This is a genomic window from Nostoc sp. DSM 114167 (genome assembly GCF_052692655.1).
Window position 1 is genome coordinate 1,814,421 of record NZ_CP195116.1, and the last position, 20,213, is coordinate 1,834,633.

Here is a 20,213-nt window from a genome sequence, read left to right on the forward strand (position 1 = left end):
GTTTCACGTCGCGCATCTCGGCTCAATGCCTTGTGGAGTAAAGTAGCTTGATAAATATCAGTTTTGATATCCTCGTCAATAGCACTTTTACACAAATATGCGTCAGGTATATTACAATAATCCAGCTTATCGCCGTATTTATGACGAGAGCGACGATTTGGGTCAGGATTTTGATAAGGTATATATAATGCCGAATCATGGCGCAATTTGGAAATTATGTGCAAGTTAACTTGTCTAGCCATCTGTAAGGCACTATTGTTCCCAAAGTGGCCATCTAATAGCCAAAACAACGTAGCCCAAGGTATGACTGTATGAAAAAATCTCAGCATCGTTCGATAACTACCACCAATACCTGTCCAACGGCAAATTCCTAACATCGTGACTCGGCCGCTCATTGCTAACATGGCGATGATTATCTGGTTCAATTGCCGCATAGTTGTAGCATTGATCTGCGGCAGCAGGCATTAGTAACAGTGATAGGATATCTGGCATGGGCTGAAGAGTAGTTTTTGAGTTGTCGTTGTGAGAGACAACAACTCTACTACGTCAGCCCTATCTCTTCATACTCTTTTTTTGGCGAAGGTATTGGCTATTCCATATTTCTTACCTTGTGCAAGTAAGTACAAAAATCAAAGTGGACTGCTATAGTGATAGATGCGATCGCTTCACGATTAAGCACTACACTGGCACTACATAGCCAACATTGCGTAATTTATAGTACTCATTACTACTTTTATACGAACCTATCCCACTAATAAAATCCTTTGAATCCATATATGGATAGTTGCAAGGTCAATGAATGAATCAAAATATACTGTTTAACGTTCCCCGAAGAAATCAAAGCACATAAACTGCCGCACCAAAGTTTTAGCTTGTAACCAAATATCTTCTATAGGATTTTGTGATGGGCAATTAGGAGCAAAGCGGACGCAGTGAATTTTCCATTGCTCTGGAGATAAACCTTGATTTATTTCGCCTAAAAAGTTTTGAACTAGATGTGAACGATGGTAAGAAGCGCCATCCCAAAAAAGAAGTAATCGTTGGTTAGGAGACTGGTCTAATAAATAACGTAAATAATCAATCGTATTGTCAGAATTACCAGCATTGTAAGCTTTCAAAAGTAACTTGCCAAAAAGAATAGTCAACCGCCCCGTAGTATGTCTGTTTATCTCGTTCGTTAATAACTCTCACTGCAATTTCAAGATCGGTTTTTCCCCAAACGTATCCGGTTAAGTCTCCCCAGAGTAGATGACACTCATCTATTAAAAATACTCTTACTCTTCCTGATTTTATTTCCTCTCTGTTGCTTACCAACAATGAAGCAAGACTGTTTTTTTTGCAGCAACAGCCTCTTTGTAAGCTTTTGGATTCGAGACAGTGGTTTTCTTCCAACTAATTCCTGCCGCGTCAAACAAATCTTAATAGCTTCGTTTTGATTCGTAGATCGCATCATATTTAAATGCTAATTTGTACTCCAGTTCACCCAGTTCCCAAATATTCTTAGCTTGCAACCAATTTAATGCTTCTTCCCTCTGTTCATCGCTCAAATAACTCTTTTTACCTTGATAATTTAAGCGTAGTCCCGAAATTCCATATTCCTTATAGGCGTTCTTGCAGCAGGTTAATCGAACCAACAGACGCATCTAAAATTGTTTGAATTTCCTCATACTTATAGCCTTGATAAACCAGTTTCACTGCTAAAGCTTTCCTAACTTTACGGGCATCTGGGCGATTATCTATAAATTCTTGTAGTTCTGCATTAGCAAAGCTTTCCGAAGGTATCGCTGCTTTTATATACTGGTTTATCATTGTTTGCTCTTAGACAGATATCTCCTTCCGTATTATCTCGCAACCTCTTTCAGAAATCAAATATGATTCCTATATAGTTAACAGTAACTTTACTCTCTAAGTCAAGTATGGCAACTATTATAGTTTTAAATTAATATGATAACTTCAGCTTTATATTGGATTTTCGCTAAAATTTTTGTCTGCTAGGCACTAAAAAACCGTTTTTTTCTGCAAAATTCATTTTTAGACAAGTTTATAGAGCCTTAAACTCTACAACGATATAGATTGATTAATATAATATTTACTTCTTTTGATGGATGTATTATCTATTATTAAGAATGAGTTAAGCTTAACTTATTTTTATTATAAAGTTTTGTTAAAAAATTATTAAAAAAAGAAAACCTTTCACAATATGTATCAAAATATCATCAGAGAAAAAAAGTAGTCCAGAATACAAATGGAGGAAATGGAGGAAATTTTGATTTTTCATTGGAATCGTGTTTAGAGAACTACTGATTTACAGCAATATCTAGATTAGAAAAGGGCTAAAATTTAGCTATTTCTAGTTTTCCAGCCATACAAAATGGCTCAAATTTCTTCGAGAATCAAACTTAACCTACGTAAATATATGAAGGTTAAACTATTAACTTGTTTCCCAGATTTCCTTAACATAGCGAAACTTCATAGTTGAAGAGGATGTTTGAAAAGTCCTTTTGTTGGTAGCAAAACGTTTTAAATCACCCGATAAATTGGGGGGTTTTGATTCCAGTTCCCCCTTTGTAGGGGGGCTAGGGGGGATCAAGAAATGCCTAAAATCACAGCTAACCACTTTTCAAACAACCTCTAAAGCCGTCAAAAGGTTTCTATGAGTTTTCCAATTTTTATCAACATTTCATAAACAGCAATTTTTTGCTCTAACAAATGTTCATTAACCCGGCTTCGATAGAAAATTAAAATCTTAGGATACCCAGGAACAACTCCCTGATACTGCCAAATCCCTAGAGGAAACTCTCAGGGTTAATTGCTTATGACGTGACTAATTAATTAGCATATCTTTTGCTAATTAACTTGATAGATATGAACCCTTATGATTTGGGATTTCAGCAACAATTGCAAAGAAGAAACTCGCGCATATTTTACAGTTGAAAGCAATAGGTAATAGTGATGACATATCCTTTCAATCAAAAACAAGCTTTTGAAAGCTACGACTTTAGTAAGAGTAAGTTCTTAACACCCTTTCAACGGAAGGTTTTGCTGAAGAATTTACATTTGAATTTGCTACCAGAATATCGTCGGAGGCTGCAAATTATGTTGTTGGCAGATCAGGGCAAATCTCAAACCCAAATCTGTCAAATGTTAGGTTGTTCTCAGGAGATGGCACGCTACTGGAGTGCTGTAGCACAAGCAGGTCTGGCGCATACATGGCAAGAGCGGGGGATAGGCAGACCTAAAACTGTAAACGACCAATATATCGAACGGTTGAAGGAATTAGTGAGCCATAGCCCTGGTGAGTATGGCTATGCATTTGGGTGCTGGACAGCCCAATGGTTGAGCAAACATCTAGCGACTGAATTTGGCATTGAAATTAGCGATCGCCACATTAATCGGTTGCTGAAACAAATGGGGCTTTCCACAAAACAAAAACGCTCTTTTGCTAAAGGAGCAACAAACCATACCAAGAATACTCGTATTACGATCTGCGACTTGTAATCCAATGAGGCTAGTTATCATTAGTCATTCAATTTGATTTAGACCAAGAAATAATTGTGTGTTGGAGGTGAGGGAATGCCATTAGTATTTTCCCAGGAACAGCTTAGTGAAAAAATTACCGCTAGCTTGGGTAATTCGCTTTCATCAAATGAACTGGCAAACTGTGTCAATGCGGTGGAAATCGTCGAGCCACCAGTAGCAAAGCAGTTTTGGCAAGCAGAAACTGCAAAGGGTGGGATCTACATCATCGTTGCGGGTAAAGTCAGACTAATGGACGGCTCTAATAACTTAATCACCACCCTAACAAGCGGGGCATCATTCGGCGAAATGACTCTGTTTGCAGAAGATGTCTTTCAACCTTACACCGCTAGAGCTTCTACAAGCTTAAAGCTTTGCTATCTCAAGGATGAAGTTTTGCAACCTTTGATGGGCAAATATGTCAGTCTGAGCGATCGCTTATACCGCAAAGCAGAACTTTGGGATTTGCTGCTGTTGTGTTGCCGCGAGAATCAACTTCCTCGCAACACTTCTGTTGAGGAAATGCTCCGAGCCTTATCTTATTTCTCGCGGCACAATCTGGAGATTGGCACCCTGAGTCCAACATTATCCCAAGATTGCAAACTGTGGCTGCTGCGCCGGGGAGAACTGCAACATTCATCCGGTCAATCCTTGACACCTGCGAATATCTGCGCTGTTGGAAAAGGTATTTGGCAGGCAGTGCAACCAACAATTCTGTACAGTCTCAGCAATGCTGATTGGCAAACAGCACTCCAGCACTGGCCTGAGTTGGCATTGGTTGACTCTGACTCAATTACCGCCTCAGATGACCAACAGATGCCTCATAGCACATCTTTCCCAGAAGGATTGAAGAATGAGAGTAATGTTATTCCATTTCCGCAGCCAGTTTCAGAGCCAAAACAAAAGCAAAAGAAACGAGGAGCCTACTTTCCCAGTCCCAAGGTGACGGTGGGGCATTGGTGGCGAAGGATCGCCAAGCGCTATCCGTTCTTTGCACAACAAAGCTCCTCTGATTGTGGTGCAGCAACTCTTGTGATGATAAGTCGCTATTGGGGCAAGCACTTGTCGGTAAATCGCCTGCGGGATTTAACTAACACGAGTCGGAGTGGGGCATCACTAAAAGGTCTAGCTGCTGCGGCAGAAACCATCGGTTTTTCTACTCGTCCAGTAAAAGCCAGCCTTGACAAATTGGCACAACAACCCCTGCCTGCGATCGCCCACTGGGAAGGCAGACATTACGTTGTCGTCTATGAAATTACCAAAAAGCAGGTCATTGTAGGCGATCCGGCCCTTGGTCAACTCACCCTCACAAATAGAGAATTCAATGCAGGTTGGACTGGGTATGCATTGTTATTGCAACCCACAGCCCTACTCAAAGAAAGCCAGGAAGCAACTCAACCATTCTGGCAGTTTTTTGAGTTAATCAAACCCCACTGGATAGTACTGCTAGAAGTGTTCATCGCTTCTGTGTTTATTCAGGTGTTTGGACTGGTGACGCCACTATTCACCCAACTGCTGTTGGATCGAGTGATTGTCCAAGGCAGCACCCTCTCTTTAAACGCCGTCGGGTTAGGGTTGCTAATTTTTGGTTTGTTCCGCGTCGCCACGAACGGACTGCGGCAATATATGCTGGATCACACTGCCAACCGCATCGGAGTAGCGCTGATGGTAGGTTTTATTAAACATACCTTCCGGCTGCCACTGGCGTTCTTTGAATCGCGTTACGTTGGCGATATTGTTTCTCGCGTCCAAGAAAATCAGAAAATTCAGCGCTTCCTCACCGGAGAAGCATTGTCAATCATTCTCGATTTGCTGACAGTGTTTATCTATGTGGGATTGATGTTGTGGTACAGCTGGCAAATGGCATTGCTGGTGCTGGTGATTGTACCGCTATTTTTTCTACTGGCACTGATGACAACGCCTTTCTTGCGTCGCATCGCCAGAGAGATTTTTAGTGCCGCAGCCAATGAGAACAGTTATCTGATTGAAGCCCTCACAGGGATTCGCTCTGTCCGCTCAATGGCAGTTGAGCAGACAGTGCGCTGGCATTGGGAGGAAAAGCTCCATCGTTTGATTAAAAAAAGCTTTGGTGGGCAGGTGATTGCTAACCGCCTGCAAATTTTCAGTTCCTCTATCGAATCGGTTGCCACTACAGCATTGCTGTGGTTTGGGGCATGGCTGGTGATTCAAAACCAACTCACCATTGGACAATTAGTTGCTTTCAATATGTTGTTGGGCAACATCATTCATCCTTTCCAACGGCTGGCAGTGCTGTGGAATCAAGTGCAGGAAGTGATTGTTTCTAGTGAGCGGATTAATGATGTCCTTGAGGCGGAGCCAGAAGAAGATTTACAACATCAACCCCGCCAGTACTTACCCAGACTTCAAGGGAGAATTCGCTTTGATAATGTCACTTTCCGCTATCACCCAGAAAGCGATATTAACGTGCTGGAAAATCTCAGTTTTGAGGTACTGCCAGAGCAAACTGTGGCGGTGGTGGGACGTAGCGGTTCTGGGAAAACTACCCTTTCCAAGTTGATTTTGGGTTTATATCCGCCGACAGATGGCAATGTGTTGATCGACGGTCAAGATGTGACAAGCATTTCCCTGAACTCGCTCCGTTCTCAAATTGGTGTTGTCGATCAAGATACCTTTTTGTTTGGCGGTACGATTCGGGAAAACTTAAGCATCGCTCATTCACAAGCCACTCTTGAGGAGATTATTGAGGCAGCGCGTCTGGCTGGAGCAGACGAATTTATTAAGCAATTGCCAATGGGTTATGAAACCCAAATCGGTGAAGGTGGCGGGATGTTATCTGGGGGACAACGCCAGAGGTTAGCGATCGCCCGTGCTTTGCTTGGGAATCCCCGCTTATTAATTTTTGATGAAGCAACCAGTCACCTCGACGCTGAATCCGAACGGATCATTCAAAACAACCTCAACACCATTCTCAAAGGGCGGACAACCCTAATAATCGCCCATCGTCTTTCCACCGTGCGTAATGCAGACTTGATCCTGGTTTTAGATCGCGGCGGCATATTGGTCGAAAGCGGTACTCACAAGCAATTAATCGCCAAAAAAGGTCATTACTACTACCTCAACCAGCAACAGTTGGCTCAAACTTAGTAAAAGTTATGAGTTATGACTTTTCACCCCTCACTCCTAAAAAACTATGCCTAACCCATCTCGTAATTCATCATCCCTAGTCAATGCACCTAAATCAGCTGAAGATTCTAGTGAGGTTAAAGAGCGATCGCCAGCACAAACTCAAACCAGCGATTGGTTTTACGGCACCGAGGAACTACTGGATGCCTTGCCTCGGCGTTGGACGCGTTCAATGCTGTATTTGATCGTAGGCTTTACAGCGATCGCCTTACCTTGGGCGATGCTCTCTCAGGTGGATGAAACAGGAAGCGCCAGAGGACGTATTGAACCATTAGGCGCAACGCAAAGAATAGACTCTCCAGCGTCAGGAAACGTCATCACTGTGAGAGTAAAAGAAGGTGAAACTGTCAAAGCAGGGCAAACTCTGCTCGAACTGGAATCTAATTTGCTGCGAACCGATTTGCAGCAAGCGCAGGCAAAGCTTTCTGGGCAATTAAATCAGCAGAGGCAACTCGAACTCCTCAAAAATCAATTGCAGCTGACTATCCATACCCAGCAGCAGCAAAACCAAGCGCAACAATCAGAAAAACTGGCGCAAGTGCAGCAGGCGCAACAGAACCTTGATACTCTCAAGAGTGCCTACAACTTACAAAAAGAAGAAAAACTCGCTAAAGTCAATCAGGCGCGGCAAGCGGTTGATTCAAGCAAGGCAGCCCGCGAGTTAGCCCAAGTTCGTTTCCAGGGTGCCAAGGAAAAAATACCACGATATAAAAAAGTTTATCAAGAAGGTGCAATTGCACAAGATCGGTTTTTAGAAGTGGAACAGTCGGTCAAAGAAAACTACCAAAACCTAGAACAAGCAAAGTCGGAGATAGCTCAGGCTCAGTCGGGCTTGCAAGAGCAACAAAACAGTTATCAGAGGGCTATTAATCAAGCAGAGGCGGATATTCAGCAAGCGCAACTCCGCTTGCAAGAGCAGCAACGTAACCAAGATAGCTTGATTCATACAGGCGAACTGGCTGTGCTGAAAACGGTCGAACAGCTAAAAGACCTGCAATCACAAATTGCAGCGCTGCAATCAGAGATTGCTCAAATCAAAAGCCAGATCGCATCCTTAAATTTCCAGTTACAGCAACGAGTAGTGCGATCGCCTATTGATGGCACAATTTTTGCGTTGCCCATCGACAAGCCAGGGTCTGTAGTACAACCCGGTCAGATGATTGCTCAAATTTCCCCCAAGGAATCTCCTTTTGTACTAAGAGCTGAGATGCCTAGCCAACAGAGTGGCTTCTTGAAGGTGGGAGCGAGGGTCAAAATCAAGTTTGATGCCTATCCCTTCCAAGATTATGGAGTAATGCTTGGGCGCGTCAGTCATATTTCACCAGACTCGAAAGTTAAAGAAACTAACTCTGGCAAGATAGAAACTTTTGACTTGGATATTGCCCTACAGCAGCCGTATATCCAAAATGGCAACAAACGTATTCTAATAACGCCAGGTCAGACAGCGACTGCTGAGGTGATTATTCGGCAGCGTCGTGTGAGTGACTTAATCTTAGATCCGTTTAAGAAGTTGCAAAAAGGCGGTTTAGAGCTTTAGTAGAGACGTTGTATGCAACGTCTGTAGATTAGTCCTTAGTTAATTACAAAATAAAGGGCACTGAACAAATAACAAAATCCATTGATTATAGGAGGAATTACAATATGTCAAAATCGCTCAATGTATCCAACGAAGACATCCTTTATCAAATCAAAATTTCCGCTCAATTTCCTGGTTTAGTAGAAGCGATCGCCTGTCGCAAAATTATTACCGATACTGCCGAGAAAGTAGGCATTAAACTCGAACTAGAAGAACTTCAGCAGGCAGCAGATAACTTGCGGTTAACCAATAAACTCCTCAAAGCTGAAGATACCTGGGCATGGCTGGAAAAACATCATCTTTCCCTAGATGAGTTTGAAGCATTGGCATACACAAACCAGCTCTCTAACAAATTAGCGACACATCTATTTGCAGAGCAAGTTGAACCGTTCTTTTATGAACACCAACTCGATTATGCCGGAGCGGTCACTTATGAAGTAATTTTGGATGATGAAGACTTGGCTCTGGAACTGTTTTGTGCCTTAAAAGAAAACGAAATTAGTTTCCAAGAAATCGCCCGCCAATACATTGAAGAACCAGAAATCCGCCGCGCCGGGGGATATCGCGGAATACAACGCCGCCAAGATTTCCGACCGGAGATTGCAGCAGCGGTGTTTGCCGCCACTCCACCACAGATCCTCAAGCCGATAATTACGCCAAAAGGGGTGCATATAATTTTGGTTGAGGAAATTATTGAAGCCAAATTAAACGAGCAGCTGCGTGTTAAAATTTTGGCAGATTTGTTTGCAGTTTGGTTAAAGCAACAAATTGCGGAATTAGAAATCGTGACGCAGCTTAATTGCGATCGTACTCAAGTGGCACTTCCATAGGAGTTGTTAGAAGCGTGTACTGCCAACTGTTTGGTTTGGGCAGACACACTTGTTAATCTAAGTTCAGCAGCAAGCAATTCGTAAGAACGTAGGCGGTCATTAAATTCCCGGCAGACATCAAAAAAGATGATTTCGTTAACGTCATAACGCTCTTGCAACGCCAGCAACTTCTCTTTACACTGATTGGCAGTACCTACTATGTTGAGCATAACAAAATTGTTGGCGTGCTGTTGTTGTAATTCGTATGCCCGAACTTCAGTGTCCGCGCAAATGCCTGCCACGGCTATGTTACATCGGGGGGTTAGGACTTTTTCACCGTGGGGCTGGAAAGTTTCTCGGTATTGTTTGAGGATACTGGGGTCATCAAGACATCCTCGATGAAAGAGCGAATGGCTGTAGGCAAGACCTTTATGTGCAGCTACATGCATACTATTGAACCCGGTACCGAGAACCCAAACCTCCGGGTAGGTAGAGATAGCAGGTGTTGCCCGCACCTGTGAATTTCCCTGCAAGTAGTCTATCAGGTACTCTATTTTCTCTTTGTAAAGGTCGAGATCCAGTTCCCTAGTTCTACCGTCAAGAAGAGCTTGAGTTGTCAATGCATCTGCGCCACCACGACCAATCCCTAAGTCAATGCGCTGGGGAAATAATAATTCGAGCAACTTAAAATTATCGGCTACCTTTAAGGGACTATAGAAGGAAAGAAGAACTCCAGCCATTCCCACGCGAATCCTCTTAGTTAGTCCCGCAAGAATAGGAATTAACAGTTCCGGACTGGCAAGACCATCACCATGATGCTCTGCTAGCCAATAGCGGGAATATCCAAAAGCTTCAATCCGGGGAGCAAGTCTAATTGTCGTAGTGATTGAATCGCAGAAATCGAGAACGCCAAGACTAAGTTTTTCGCTCATAAATTAAGTAACCTAATAGTAGTAGTCCGGATTGTTTTTGTCACAGACTTAGTAAATCAACTGCTACCACTCAGAAATCGTGATCATCTTTGCCTGGTCAGCATTGTACTGTAAGGTCGTGTTCAAAGAGAGCGGCTTTTTAATACCAGCAAGCAGATCGATCGCATCTGCGATCATTAAGGTTGCGATCATTGTATTGAGGTATGAAATCGACGACGATATGACTGTTGGAGAATTTTCATATCGGTGCTTTTCTATCTGTTGATTGTGCTCAATAAATTTTTCCATGTGGCTCTTCTCAGTCAAGAGTGGGCCTACTAAGCCATCATAAACTCTCACTCCTGAGAACGTACACGCTACATTTTCCTGTAGGCAATACTGTACGATCAATGACTGAATGGTAATTGGTGGGGTATCAGCACAACACACAATAAAATCCGGCTTTTTTAAGCCCTCTAAAGCTTGGTATAAACTTTCTACAGAATTAATTTTTTGTTTACGAGTATGAATTTTTATCTCAGGGTCTCTCGCTAAAATGTAGTTACGCAGTGCTTCAACCTTCGGCGTATTGATGTCAGCTTGGCTAAAACAAAACTGGCGATTAAAGTTTGTTATGTTCACAAGATCGTCGTCAATCAATATAAAGTTTTTAACGCCAGCAGCTACTAAATGTTGAACTGCAATATTTCCGGTTCCACCGCAACCGATGATACATACTAACTGTTTTAAAAGCCTCTCTTGTGCAGTATTGGGGTCTTCAACGAAATCTGAGAAAAACTCCACTTGCTTCTCAAACCGCGTCTCCTTAAAGTCATTTTCATACAAAGGTCGTACTACACCCTTTGAATCCAGAAGTGAAATAAGTTTCTCCAGCCTATCCCCCGGCAGTAAAGTGGCTAATTTGTCAAGTTGTGTTCCTGCGACCATTTGCTTCAAAGCTTGCACTACCTGGTCAGGGATATTCGATAGTATGAAATGTCGCAGACCATTGCTCAATATGGTTTTTTGTTCCTCAGATATGAACGATAAAGATGTGCTATGTTTTAAAACAATTCCTGTTTGGAATTTATTCAATATATTCATATAGTTAGCAAATTTATCTTAGAAGAAGTCGAATGGTGTGTAAATATCTTCAGAGTTAGGGTCGAGGTAGGGATGTTTTAAGTCTATTCCTTGAAGCTCGAACTGTTGGAGTATATGTGTCATCCTAGCTTCTTTTGATTCATCACCCTTGAGCCTCGCTTCCATTAAACCATTGGCAATAAGTTGGCAACGGATGCTACCAAAATCTTCTTTAGATTTAGGCATTTCTGCTAAAGCCAGTCCCGGTGCAAGTACCTTAGTAAACAAAGGAACCTGCGGCTGAAAGTGCGATTTGTTTTCTGCGTAAACAGTCTGTAAAACTGACCGAACTAATTCGTAGCTATCTACAGGAACTCGGAGAATTCCTGAATCATAGCGTCCAAAATGCAAAGGGTTGTCTAAAACATAGAAGCCGAAGGGTACTTTAAATTTGTTCAGTTGCGACGTTAAACTTTCCATGACGGCAACTGCACCTTCAGGGCTGAAGTTGAAGAATATTATAACTTTAGAGTATTCTTTTTTGCTATTACCAATTACATCTCCAACTGCCACATAGCATCGAAGTTGAAATAAACTATGGGGCATCGTGACTACAACCAAGTCCCCTACATCTGCTGCTCGATCTACTAATTGGAGATGGCGGTTTGGCTGGATATGTATCCTCGTACCCATGCCTTGCTTTTCTACTAAGAGACTACCATCTGGTTCTTGTTTTAACACGCGATATCCCGACTCAAAGAAACCTTTCCCTTTATTACTCTTATCTAGTTGTTCGCAAAATTCCCAATCTATTCCTGCAACAATTTTATCCCCTAAGACAGAGAAATCAGCCATCACGGCTTCACTTGCTTCTCCCACAAGTGAACCGTTGTAGTAAATGTCATATATAAATTCTCGCAGCATTGAACTCAGGATCTTAGCCTGAGTTTCTTGAGGTAATTGTTGCAACTGGGCTACTACCTCGGCTGGATGCTCTACTTTGTAATTAGGATGACTGACACAAAAGTCAGATTTAATTTGAACCTGAGTAGCAATGTCTTGAAGGGACTCTAGCAGTTGCATAAAAGTTACTCTTGAAGCTATTTAATAGAGGATGGCTCTAAATTAGTTAAATTAGTTATTTCTGATTCTGCCATCCCGAAAACAGCGTTAAATGATTGTTCTGGACGACACAATAAGCTCTTAGCAACTTGAAGTATGCAAAGACCTCTATTATTAAAGTTTTTTTGCCACTGACTTATTTCTACAATTTCATACAGCAAGCCAAGACCGACAAACTGAATAACTCGCGCCATAAAGTTAGGATAGTAATCTAGAATGGGAAAACTACTGAGATACGCCTGGGTAAGAGCTACAATTGAGGGGTGAAGTACCTCTAAAGGTATTGTTGCCATTTGCAGAGATTTTTGCAGTTCAATAACCGGATGCACAATTAAACTGTTAAGCCATATTAGTAAATAGTTAGAAATCACTGTTCCCAGATCAAACGCTGGATCGCCCCAACTCCAGTTTTCCCAGTTAATCAACTTAATAATGCCTTGATTTGACTGTTCTGTTTGAGAAATTAGTTTCTCCCAATCCCTGGATATTAAAATGTTATTTAACTTGAGGGTATTATATGTCAGGCAGCAGCGATGTTGATTGAGAGTAAGCTCCGCTACTGCTGATGTAAAACTTTCATGGCGATGATAATTTTTGAAAAAAATAATGCTTTCCTGAGTAAAATGACTGAAATATTCTGGCTCAATCCTGTTTAGGAGTTGAGCAGAATAATTAGGATTTTGATAACCTAATTTACCAGGATCTGTTTCAGCAATGAATTGGTATAATTCCTGATGATTCAGGCTATCACGATGTAGCCTTGCTAAAGTAGTCCCTAATTGGGCAGCAATGGTAGAGGGAAAAGCTTTCTCTTGCCTGTAAAAATTATCTAGCTTTATATATTCTAGTGAAATAGTTTTTATTTCTTCTGGGCAAATACAACTATTAAGCAAGTATTGATAGATATTTTTATAGTTTAGTATGGTTTTCATAAGTGTATCCTCTTTAGATCGCGTCTAATATAAAAGTGAGAGTAAAGATAAAAATTATAAATCTTACTCCCACTTTAGATAAAAGCTCGATTGCGACTAACAAGCAAATGAGCATTAGATACAATATTTAGGTTCGGCTGCAAGTGTTGCCAATAATGATCACACTGCAAGCTATGCTACCACCTACATTACAAGCTATGCTACCACCTATACCTATGCTACCACCTTGGACATTAGCAATATCCTCAGAACCGATTTCAGTAATAAAACTTTCCGGATCGTTGAAAAACAATTCAGTTCCTGCGGGTTTTAAATCCTTAACAGTAATATCAGCCATTTGTGTTCTCCTTGAAATCAATGTTTTTTAGTTTTGGCTCAAACACTTCTGTTTGATTGCTTAATTACATACTAAGAATTTACCTTCTAAACTTCAAGCATTATTGACTGACTTTTCGGACATAATATCTATATTTATTGTTGAAATTCCAGTTAGTAACAACTTTATTAAGCCATAAGTTACCTGATTAGATATTCCTGATAACGAGGATTATTTGTGAAAAACATTTTCTAAGTTAGATGCATTTAATAAGTATCTAAGCCGAAAGTATGAGAAAAGATTAAAGTAATCATAAATGTATCTACTGATAGTAAGAGAAATAACTAAAGCAATTATTTCTCTTAATAATCCTCGCTGAACTAAAAAAGTAGGGGCACGATATATCGTGCCCCTACAAACGACTTATTTAGAGATTTGGAAGTATCAATCGCATAGCTTGATTGGTGCATAGATGTCTTCAGAGTTGGCATTGAGGTAGGCACGCTGCCAGTCAATTCCCAGTCGGGAGAATTGCTCAAAAATAGAGGTCAACCTCCCCTCTGGTGAGTCATCCCCTTTGTCGCAAGCTTCCAGCAATCCATTAGCGACAATCTGACACCGATTCATCCCAAAGCTTTCTCGGTCAGTAAACTTGTGGTCTGGTTCTTCTGCTAACCCCAACCCTGGTGCAAGCAGCTTGGTAAATAGGGGAACTTCTGGCCGAAAATGCGATCGCAATTGGTAAACTGTCTCAATCACAGAGGCGATCGCTTCATAGTCGCTCTTGTCAAAGTACAAAACTCCTGAGTCGTAGCGCTTGTAATCAGCTGGGTTGTACAAAACCTTGAAGTTGAAAGGAATAGCCATTTCGTTCAGATGCTGCGTGAGAGCACTCATAACCGCAACTGCACCTTCTGAAGTCAAATTAAAGTAGATTCGCACAGTCTGCTGATGACCCTCTAAATCGAGACGAATTGATCCTGCATTGCCCACCGCCACATAAAAACCGCTTTGGATCAGATTTTTCGGCATACGGATAGCTACCTCTTCACCCACCACAACAGTAGCTTGTGCTGATTGCAGATGCCGATCGCGCTCAATATGCAACCGAAGACCATTCTTAGTCACGGCTACGGTGCCATCACTTTCTTCCCAGAGAACATACCAACAAGAGTCAAAGTAGCCAGTGCCGCTATTACTTTCGTGCAAGCGATTGTAAAAACCCAAGTCTACTCCCAAAAAAGTATTGTTCTCTAGATCCAGTGGCAGAGGATTGGAATCTGTTAGTTTTGCGTGGGTAGTTCGCATACCACCGTTGTAATAGATGCCGTACAGAAAAGAGCGCAGTTGCAGGCTCACATATTTGCGCTGAATCTCTACAGGGATTTGCTCAAAGCGGGCGATCGCCTCTGCTGGCAGTTCAAAGGGTTTGTAATCTGGATGACGAATGCTGAAGTCAGACTCGATCTGAACCTTGCTCGCAATTTCTTGCAGAGCATCCAGCACTCGCTTAGTTGCTACATCTGGCTGTTGAATTAGAGAATCTAGTAATTGTGTCATAGTTGAGTTGCGACTAAACATCTTAAGCAGCAGTACAGTTCAAACGTCCAGATTCAGCAGCAGCAGTGCCAAAAGTCGTTGACATGGATTGTTCTGGACGGCATAACAACGTCTTAGCTACCTGAAGCATGATTATTGCGATATTGCCGAAGGTTTTCTGATACTGAATCATCGCCAAAATCTGTTGAATCAATACAAGACCGGCAAATTGCACCACACGCCGCAAGAAATCAGGGCGCTGTTGTAAGATTTCTGGGAAGGTGTCGAAATAAGCTAGGGTCAGGACAGCGATCGAAGGCTGAAGCACCTCAAGGGGAGTCGCCGCTAGGCGCAGAGATTCTTCAATACTGAGTGCATTGCTGATGACCAAACTATTTAACCAAATTTCCAGATAGCTGGCGATAAGTGTTCCCAAATCAAAAGCTGGGTCTCCCCAATTACAGCGCTCCCAGTCAATTAAGCGCACAATGCTGTCACTCGATTGTTCCCAATTGGTGTGCAAGAGAATATTGTTCAACTTCAGGTCATGGTGCGTCAGGCAACAAGGAGCGAAAGCGCTGCCCAGTTCTCTTATCGCTGCCCCCAAGCTATCGTAGCGCTGATAGAGCGAAAAGAATTTTAGCGCATCTACGGGCACTCCTCCAAAAATTTCCGGTCCAATCCGTTCCAGCCCCCGAATCAAGTTAGGCACATGACCAGTGAGGACATCCTTTTGATTTTGATGGAGGAATTCTTGATAGTTCTGACGATTGAGGGTGGCACGATGGATAGTAGCTAAAACAGTGCCAATTGCAGAGGCGATTTGGCTTGGGAAGTTCTTTTCCTGAGCGTAGAAATCAGTCAAATCTTGATAGTCATCCAGATACCTGAAGACAATAATTGAATTCTCTGGGTCAAAATTGAGCACTATCGGCAGCAATGAGCGAAGGCGATCCAGTTCTGGAAATTGGTTTAAGAACTCTTGAACTCGCCATTCTCCCAAAAACTCACCAAATGTTTTCCCATCCTGATAGTGCCGCTCTTGCTTGACAAGGAGTTTAGAACCATCTGGTAAACTCACTCTCAAGTTAAAATTCTTGGCAGTGACTAACTCAATCTGAAGCTGGGTTTGTTCTTCTTGGGTACAAAGACCCAGCTGAAATAAATAATCACCTACGTTTTGGGAGCTTAAAAGCAGTGTCATTATACTTCTAAATTGCTATTGTTATTGGAGTTAATCAAATTGAGCGAACAGAGGACATTAGGCTCAAAGGAAGATTCGAGATCGCGAATTGCGATGCGAGACGAATCGCTTACTTTGTCTACTGTTTCGCATTTTCTTCGAGTCGAAAGCCCCATCTTCTTAAGCAAAAGGTTAATATTGCGATCGCAGATCGAAATCCCCAACTCTTTCTCTAGGTGCTTGCTTAACCATTGCGCTGTCCAGCGCCCAAATGGATATCCATAATCACGGGGACTATGGATTACCAGTTCTTTCAAACGCTCCAAATATTCCTCATTCACTACTTTAGGACGACCAATTGCAGACTCCTGCCATTGGTGCGCCATCCCACTACGTACTATGTGCATCCAATGCCTTGCTGTTGCTGGACAACACCCCAAGGTTTGACATATTTCGGTTTGAGATTTACCCTGGTCTGCTAGCAACATAATTTCAATGCGCTGGCGATAAGACTCAGGTAAATCGTCTTGCAAACTTTTTTGCAGCATTTTGCGCTGAAACGCTGTTAAAAATTTACCTATTGGGTTGTCCTGGCCTTTAACATCAGTTTTTGCTCGGTTATGAGACATATAATCAAATCAAACTGCTTGATACAAAACTTTGTAACAAGTTAAAGTTTTCCATTAATTTACTATTTTGGGATTTGAGATTAATGCAATTTAAATGTGCTCTGCTATATTTTTACTTCTATCTGATGAAGTAATTTGCAATAAAGCTCTTAATAAACTTAGTAGGGTCGGGCAAAACCATAGAACCCATTTGACATCTTTCACTGTGTTGAAGTAAAGTTACCGCAAATAAGTTGTATCCAGCAGTTATACCATACTTTAGCAGCCTCACAGACGAAGAGTGACTGGGAGCAACACGATTTTCTCAAGTCAGACAAAAAACGAGCAATGCCTACGACGGGCGTAGCCATCGCTAAAATATCCCTCTTCGTGACTCATCCCGTTTCTTGTGGCGTTGAACCCTCTTAATTTGGCAACGGTATTGGAATAAAGAAAGATATTTCAGGCGATCGCGTAATATTGAAAAGTTCCGGCGAGTCAAACTTTTCTGGGTCATGATTCGCCGCTCCCAGTGTCTACACAGTTGTTAAAGCTGCCTGCTTTGAAACGCGATCGCTAGCTTTAATTAAATCTGCTGCTTTTTCGCCAATCATAATGGTGGGTGCGTTAGTGTTTCCCGTGGTGATAGTTGGCATAATTGATGCATCTACAACGCGCAAACCCTCAACACCATGTACCCGCAGTTCGGGGTCTACCACTGAATCGGAGTCGGTTCCCATTTTACAACTGCCGACGGGATGGTATACAGTATCACAGGTTTCTCTGACGTAAGCTGCCAGTGCTTCATTACTAGTTACATCAGTAAGGGGAGCAGCTTCCTCACCTCGGAAGTCATCAAATGCATTTGATTGAAATATTTGACGGAGAATTTTGATTCCTGCAACCAGCTTTTGCAAATCGGATTCACTTTGAAGACAATTCATCCGAATTACGGGTGAGTCATGGGGGGAAGCAGAACGCAAGGTGACACTACCACGACTTTGGGGATTTGTCAGACAGGCTGTAGCTGCAAATCCAGGGACTTGACGGGCGTATGCAGGATGTGTCCACAAAACAGGGCCAGAGAAAAACTGTAAATCTGGCGCAACATCTAAACGACCCTCAGTATGCAGGAACAATCCAGCTTCGGCGATATTGCTAGTTGGAGCAGGTTCTAAATCCTGAGTCGCTTGATGTGCAACGGCGACAGTCAGGTGGTCTTGGAGGTTTTGACCGACACCAGGCAAATCAACAACTACAGGAATGCCTAGCGATCGCAGATGTTCTGCATTGCCAATTCCAGAAAGCATGAGTAGTTTGGGAGAATCGAACGCGCCAGCAGAAAGAATTACTTCCTGATTCACAAAGGTTTGATGTATCGTTCCCTCGTGCAGATATTCCACTCCAATAGTGCGTGTTCCCTCAAACAATAACCGAGTGACTAACGCACCAGTAGTAACGGTTAAGTTAGGGCGATTCAAAATTGGTACTAAAAACGCTGCTGCTGTACTGTGCCGCTTCCCCTCTTTAATAGTTAACTGATAAAGTCCTGCACCTTCTTGTTGTGCGCCATTAAAATCAGGATTAAGCTCATAGCCAAGTGCAACTGCTGCTTCTATAAATCGATATGATGTTAGGGCAGGTGCCAAGGGATCTGTGACACTCAGCAATCCATCGACCCCGTGAAATTCAGACGCGCCATGCTGCTGGTTTTCAGATTTCTTGAAGTAGGGCAACACATCTTGGTAACTCCAACCAGGATTGCCTAATTCTTGCCAGCGATCGTAATCATACCGATTGCCGCGAATATAAATCATGGCGTTGATTGAACTGGTGCCGCCTAAGGCTTTTCCACGCGGACAATAGATTTTACGGTTATTTAGGTAAGGTTCTTCTTCCGTAAAATATGCCCAGTCTACTTCAGTGCCCCAGAGTTTTGTCCAATCTAGAGGAGCTTGATGCTCTGGTTTATTAGCCGGATTGCCTGCTTCCAGTAATAACACGGTTGTTTTACCGTCTTCTGTGAGGCGGTTGGCAACAACACAGCCCGCCGAGCCTGCACCAATCACAATATAATCATATTCAGTCATAAAATTATCCTTATTCTGTAATTCTGTTGTCTCTAGTTGATAACTTCAACTGGAGCTATGAAAATTGGCTGACCAAACACTTGTTCTGCGATATGAGGGTTAATAGCGTTTAAATATTGAGTTGTAAGCTCAGGAGGCAAAAACTCGAATAACAGCCAGTTCTCCACCCAAAACTCAATCACTTGAAACACCCCGCGATTCTCCGTTGGAGACGCTGCGCGAACGCAAAGCACAACTTGCCAACCCTCATGCCTACCGATTTGCTCAATTTGCTGTTGGGTAGCAGGGACAGAGATTGCAGCATAAGTTGGTACAAAGCTTGGCGGATTGGAGGTTTGGATGGTTTTGCTCGGTTCTGTGTCGGAAGCGGGAACGCATACAGTTCTTAAAGGAAAGACTTCAATTCCAGTACCATACTCATCAAACTCAATCACGGCATAACTGCCGGGAAGTGGAAAATTATAGACTTTACCTTGACAAATTTCTGCCAGTACGCTGGCAACGCGAAGGGGATTTTGAGCAGCGATAGAAATGTGATGAATCATGAGGCTAACTCCATTAATCAAGTTCACTTAAGAAAGTTAAGCTTAGGTATAGCTTATAGTAAAGATTGTTTTTCACCTAAGCTACTAAAACTTTCCGAAAAGCGATACTAGGATAATGTTTGCAACTGTGACATTGTACCAGCTTGTGATGAGTTTACCGATTGAGATATTAAGGTAATTTCTCTTTGCACATTTCTATTTACTAAATAATTAATGCCTCGATAGCTCAACTTATAAGTTGTTGGAGGTAAAGCAATTTCCGCAGATTTGGCACTAGCATCAACACGATAATTAACCCCACGGTAAGCCAGATTATAAGCTGATCCAATACTAGGCGTTGGTTGAAAAGGCTTTTCTGTTGTTCTGCTGGCAATTTTTGAAGAATCTAATTCGTAGCTGAAACCGCGATAGTAAAGTTTCATATTTCGCCTCGTTAATTGTGAATAAAGAGTGGTTGCTTGTGGAATAAAATTACATAGAGACTAGTATTTGACCTTTTCGTTCCATAATCTCAGAATAGATAGATTTAATTAGAAATGCATCGTTAAGTTAAGAAATGAGTTTTCCAATTTTGGAAATTTACTAGGGCGAATTTGCAAACTGTTTTATCAAGCAGGGGAAGGGGAAAAGGTAAAAACCGAGTGGAATTGTGGCGTGAGTGGGGTCTTGGGGAAAAACTCGCGTGACGAAATTGCCAAATAGCTCTGCAACTCGATTGCATCGGTCTGCAACTCGATTGCATCGGTCTGCAATTCGATTGTATCGGTCTGCAATTCGATTGCATTGGTCTGCAATTCGATTGCATCGGTCTGCAACTC

Annotated in this window: 16 protein-coding genes and 2 pseudogenes; 4 read left to right on the forward strand and 14 right to left on the reverse strand. The window is 42.2% G+C overall.

Annotated elements, in window-relative coordinates; all coding sequences use genetic code 11:
• Nucleotides 1-17: 17 nt before the first annotated feature.
• Both NSTC731_RS07675 and NSTC731_RS07680 read right to left on the reverse strand, forming a co-directional pair.
• Nucleotides 18-492 (reverse strand): annotated as a pseudogene (locus tag NSTC731_RS07675) (transposase); the annotation flags it as partial.
• Between the two features lie 337 nt (nt 493-829).
• Nucleotides 830-1,764 (reverse strand): annotated as a pseudogene (locus tag NSTC731_RS07680) (IS630 family transposase); the annotation flags it as partial.
• Between the two features lie 1,188 nt (nt 1,765-2,952).
• Between NSTC731_RS07680 and NSTC731_RS07685 the strand changes: the two are divergent.
• The 4 genes from NSTC731_RS07685 to NSTC731_RS07700 all read left to right on the forward strand — a co-directional run bounded on the left by NSTC731_RS07685 (nt 2,953) and on the right by NSTC731_RS07700 (nt 9,087).
• Complete coding sequence (locus NSTC731_RS07685) at nt 2,953-3,498, forward strand: helix-turn-helix domain-containing protein (RefSeq protein WP_445630294.1); 546 nt, start codon at nt 2,953-2,955, stop codon at nt 3,496-3,498.
• A 75-nt stretch (nt 3,499-3,573) separates the two neighbouring features.
• A complete protein-coding gene (locus NSTC731_RS07690) occupies nt 3,574-6,642 on the forward strand; it encodes a peptidase domain-containing ABC transporter (protein WP_445630295.1) in 3,069 nt (1,022 codons plus the stop codon).
• Between the two features lie 46 nt (nt 6,643-6,688).
• Nucleotides 6,689-8,218 carry an HlyD family efflux transporter periplasmic adaptor subunit gene (locus NSTC731_RS07695; RefSeq protein WP_445630296.1) on the forward strand — a complete coding sequence of 510 codons (1,530 nt, stop codon included), beginning with the start codon at nt 6,689-6,691 and terminating at the stop codon, nt 8,216-8,218.
• Between the two features lie 104 nt (nt 8,219-8,322).
• Nucleotides 8,323-9,087, forward strand: coding sequence for a peptidylprolyl isomerase (locus NSTC731_RS07700; RefSeq protein WP_445630297.1), 765 nt, complete (start codon nt 8,323-8,325; stop codon nt 9,085-9,087).
• Here NSTC731_RS07700 and NSTC731_RS07705 read toward each other — a convergent pair.
• The 12 genes from NSTC731_RS07705 to NSTC731_RS07760 form a co-directional block, all read right to left on the reverse strand.
• Entirely contained in the window at nt 9,069-9,998 is a 930-nt protein-coding gene (locus NSTC731_RS07705) for an MsnO8 family LLM class oxidoreductase (RefSeq protein ID WP_445630298.1), read from the reverse strand. The two genes, NSTC731_RS07700 and NSTC731_RS07705, sit on opposite strands and share 19 nt — an antisense overlap.
• A 63-nt stretch (nt 9,999-10,061) precedes the next feature.
• Nucleotides 10,062-11,081 carry a ThiF family adenylyltransferase gene (locus NSTC731_RS07710; protein WP_445630299.1) on the reverse strand — a complete coding sequence of 340 codons (1,020 nt, stop codon included), beginning with the start codon at nt 11,079-11,081 and terminating at the stop codon, nt 10,062-10,064.
• A gap of 18 nt (nt 11,082-11,099) precedes the next feature.
• Nucleotides 11,100-12,143, reverse strand: a complete 1,044-nt coding sequence (locus tag NSTC731_RS07715; protein ID WP_445630300.1) for a T3SS effector HopA1 family protein — start codon at nt 12,141-12,143, stop codon at nt 11,100-11,102.
• A gap of 17 nt (nt 12,144-12,160) precedes the next feature.
• Nucleotides 12,161-13,114 carry an aminoglycoside phosphotransferase family protein gene (locus NSTC731_RS07720; RefSeq protein ID WP_445630301.1) on the reverse strand — a complete coding sequence of 318 codons (954 nt, stop codon included), beginning with the start codon at nt 13,112-13,114 and terminating at the stop codon, nt 12,161-12,163.
• A 127-nt stretch (nt 13,115-13,241) separates the two neighbouring features.
• The gene (locus NSTC731_RS07725) at nt 13,242-13,451 is read right to left on the reverse strand and encodes a hypothetical protein (RefSeq protein ID WP_445630302.1); all 210 of its coding nucleotides are present in this window, start codon (nt 13,449-13,451) and stop codon (nt 13,242-13,244) included.
• A gap of 423 nt (nt 13,452-13,874) precedes the next feature.
• Nucleotides 13,875-14,990, reverse strand: coding sequence for a T3SS effector HopA1 family protein (locus tag NSTC731_RS07730; RefSeq protein ID WP_445630303.1), 1,116 nt, complete (start codon nt 14,988-14,990; stop codon nt 13,875-13,877).
• A 22-nt stretch (nt 14,991-15,012) separates the two neighbouring features.
• A complete protein-coding gene (locus NSTC731_RS07735) occupies nt 15,013-16,173 on the reverse strand; it encodes a phosphotransferase (protein WP_445630304.1) in 1,161 nt (386 codons plus the stop codon).
• Nucleotides 16,173-16,781 (reverse strand): helix-turn-helix domain-containing protein, encoded by a 609-nt coding sequence (locus NSTC731_RS07740; RefSeq protein ID WP_445630305.1) that lies wholly within the window; start codon nt 16,779-16,781, stop codon nt 16,173-16,175. Before NSTC731_RS07740 ends, NSTC731_RS07735 begins: the two co-directional genes overlap by 1 nt.
• 515 nt (nt 16,782-17,296) lie before the next feature.
• Nucleotides 17,297-18,850, reverse strand: a complete 1,554-nt coding sequence (locus NSTC731_RS07745; RefSeq protein WP_445630306.1) for a GMC family oxidoreductase — start codon at nt 18,848-18,850, stop codon at nt 17,297-17,299.
• Between the two features lie 32 nt (nt 18,851-18,882).
• Nucleotides 18,883-19,395, reverse strand: coding sequence for a hypothetical protein (locus NSTC731_RS07750; RefSeq protein WP_445630307.1), 513 nt, complete (start codon nt 19,393-19,395; stop codon nt 18,883-18,885).
• Nucleotides 19,396-19,502: 107 nt separating this feature from the next.
• A complete protein-coding gene (locus NSTC731_RS07755; protein ID WP_445630308.1) occupies nt 19,503-19,817 on the reverse strand; it encodes a DUF4278 domain-containing protein in 315 nt (104 codons plus the stop codon).
• Between the two features lie 186 nt (nt 19,818-20,003).
• The gene (locus tag NSTC731_RS07760; RefSeq protein ID WP_445630309.1) at nt 20,004-20,210 is read right to left on the reverse strand and encodes a hypothetical protein; all 207 of its coding nucleotides are present in this window, start codon (nt 20,208-20,210) and stop codon (nt 20,004-20,006) included.
• Nucleotides 20,211-20,213: the final 3 nt, after the last annotated feature.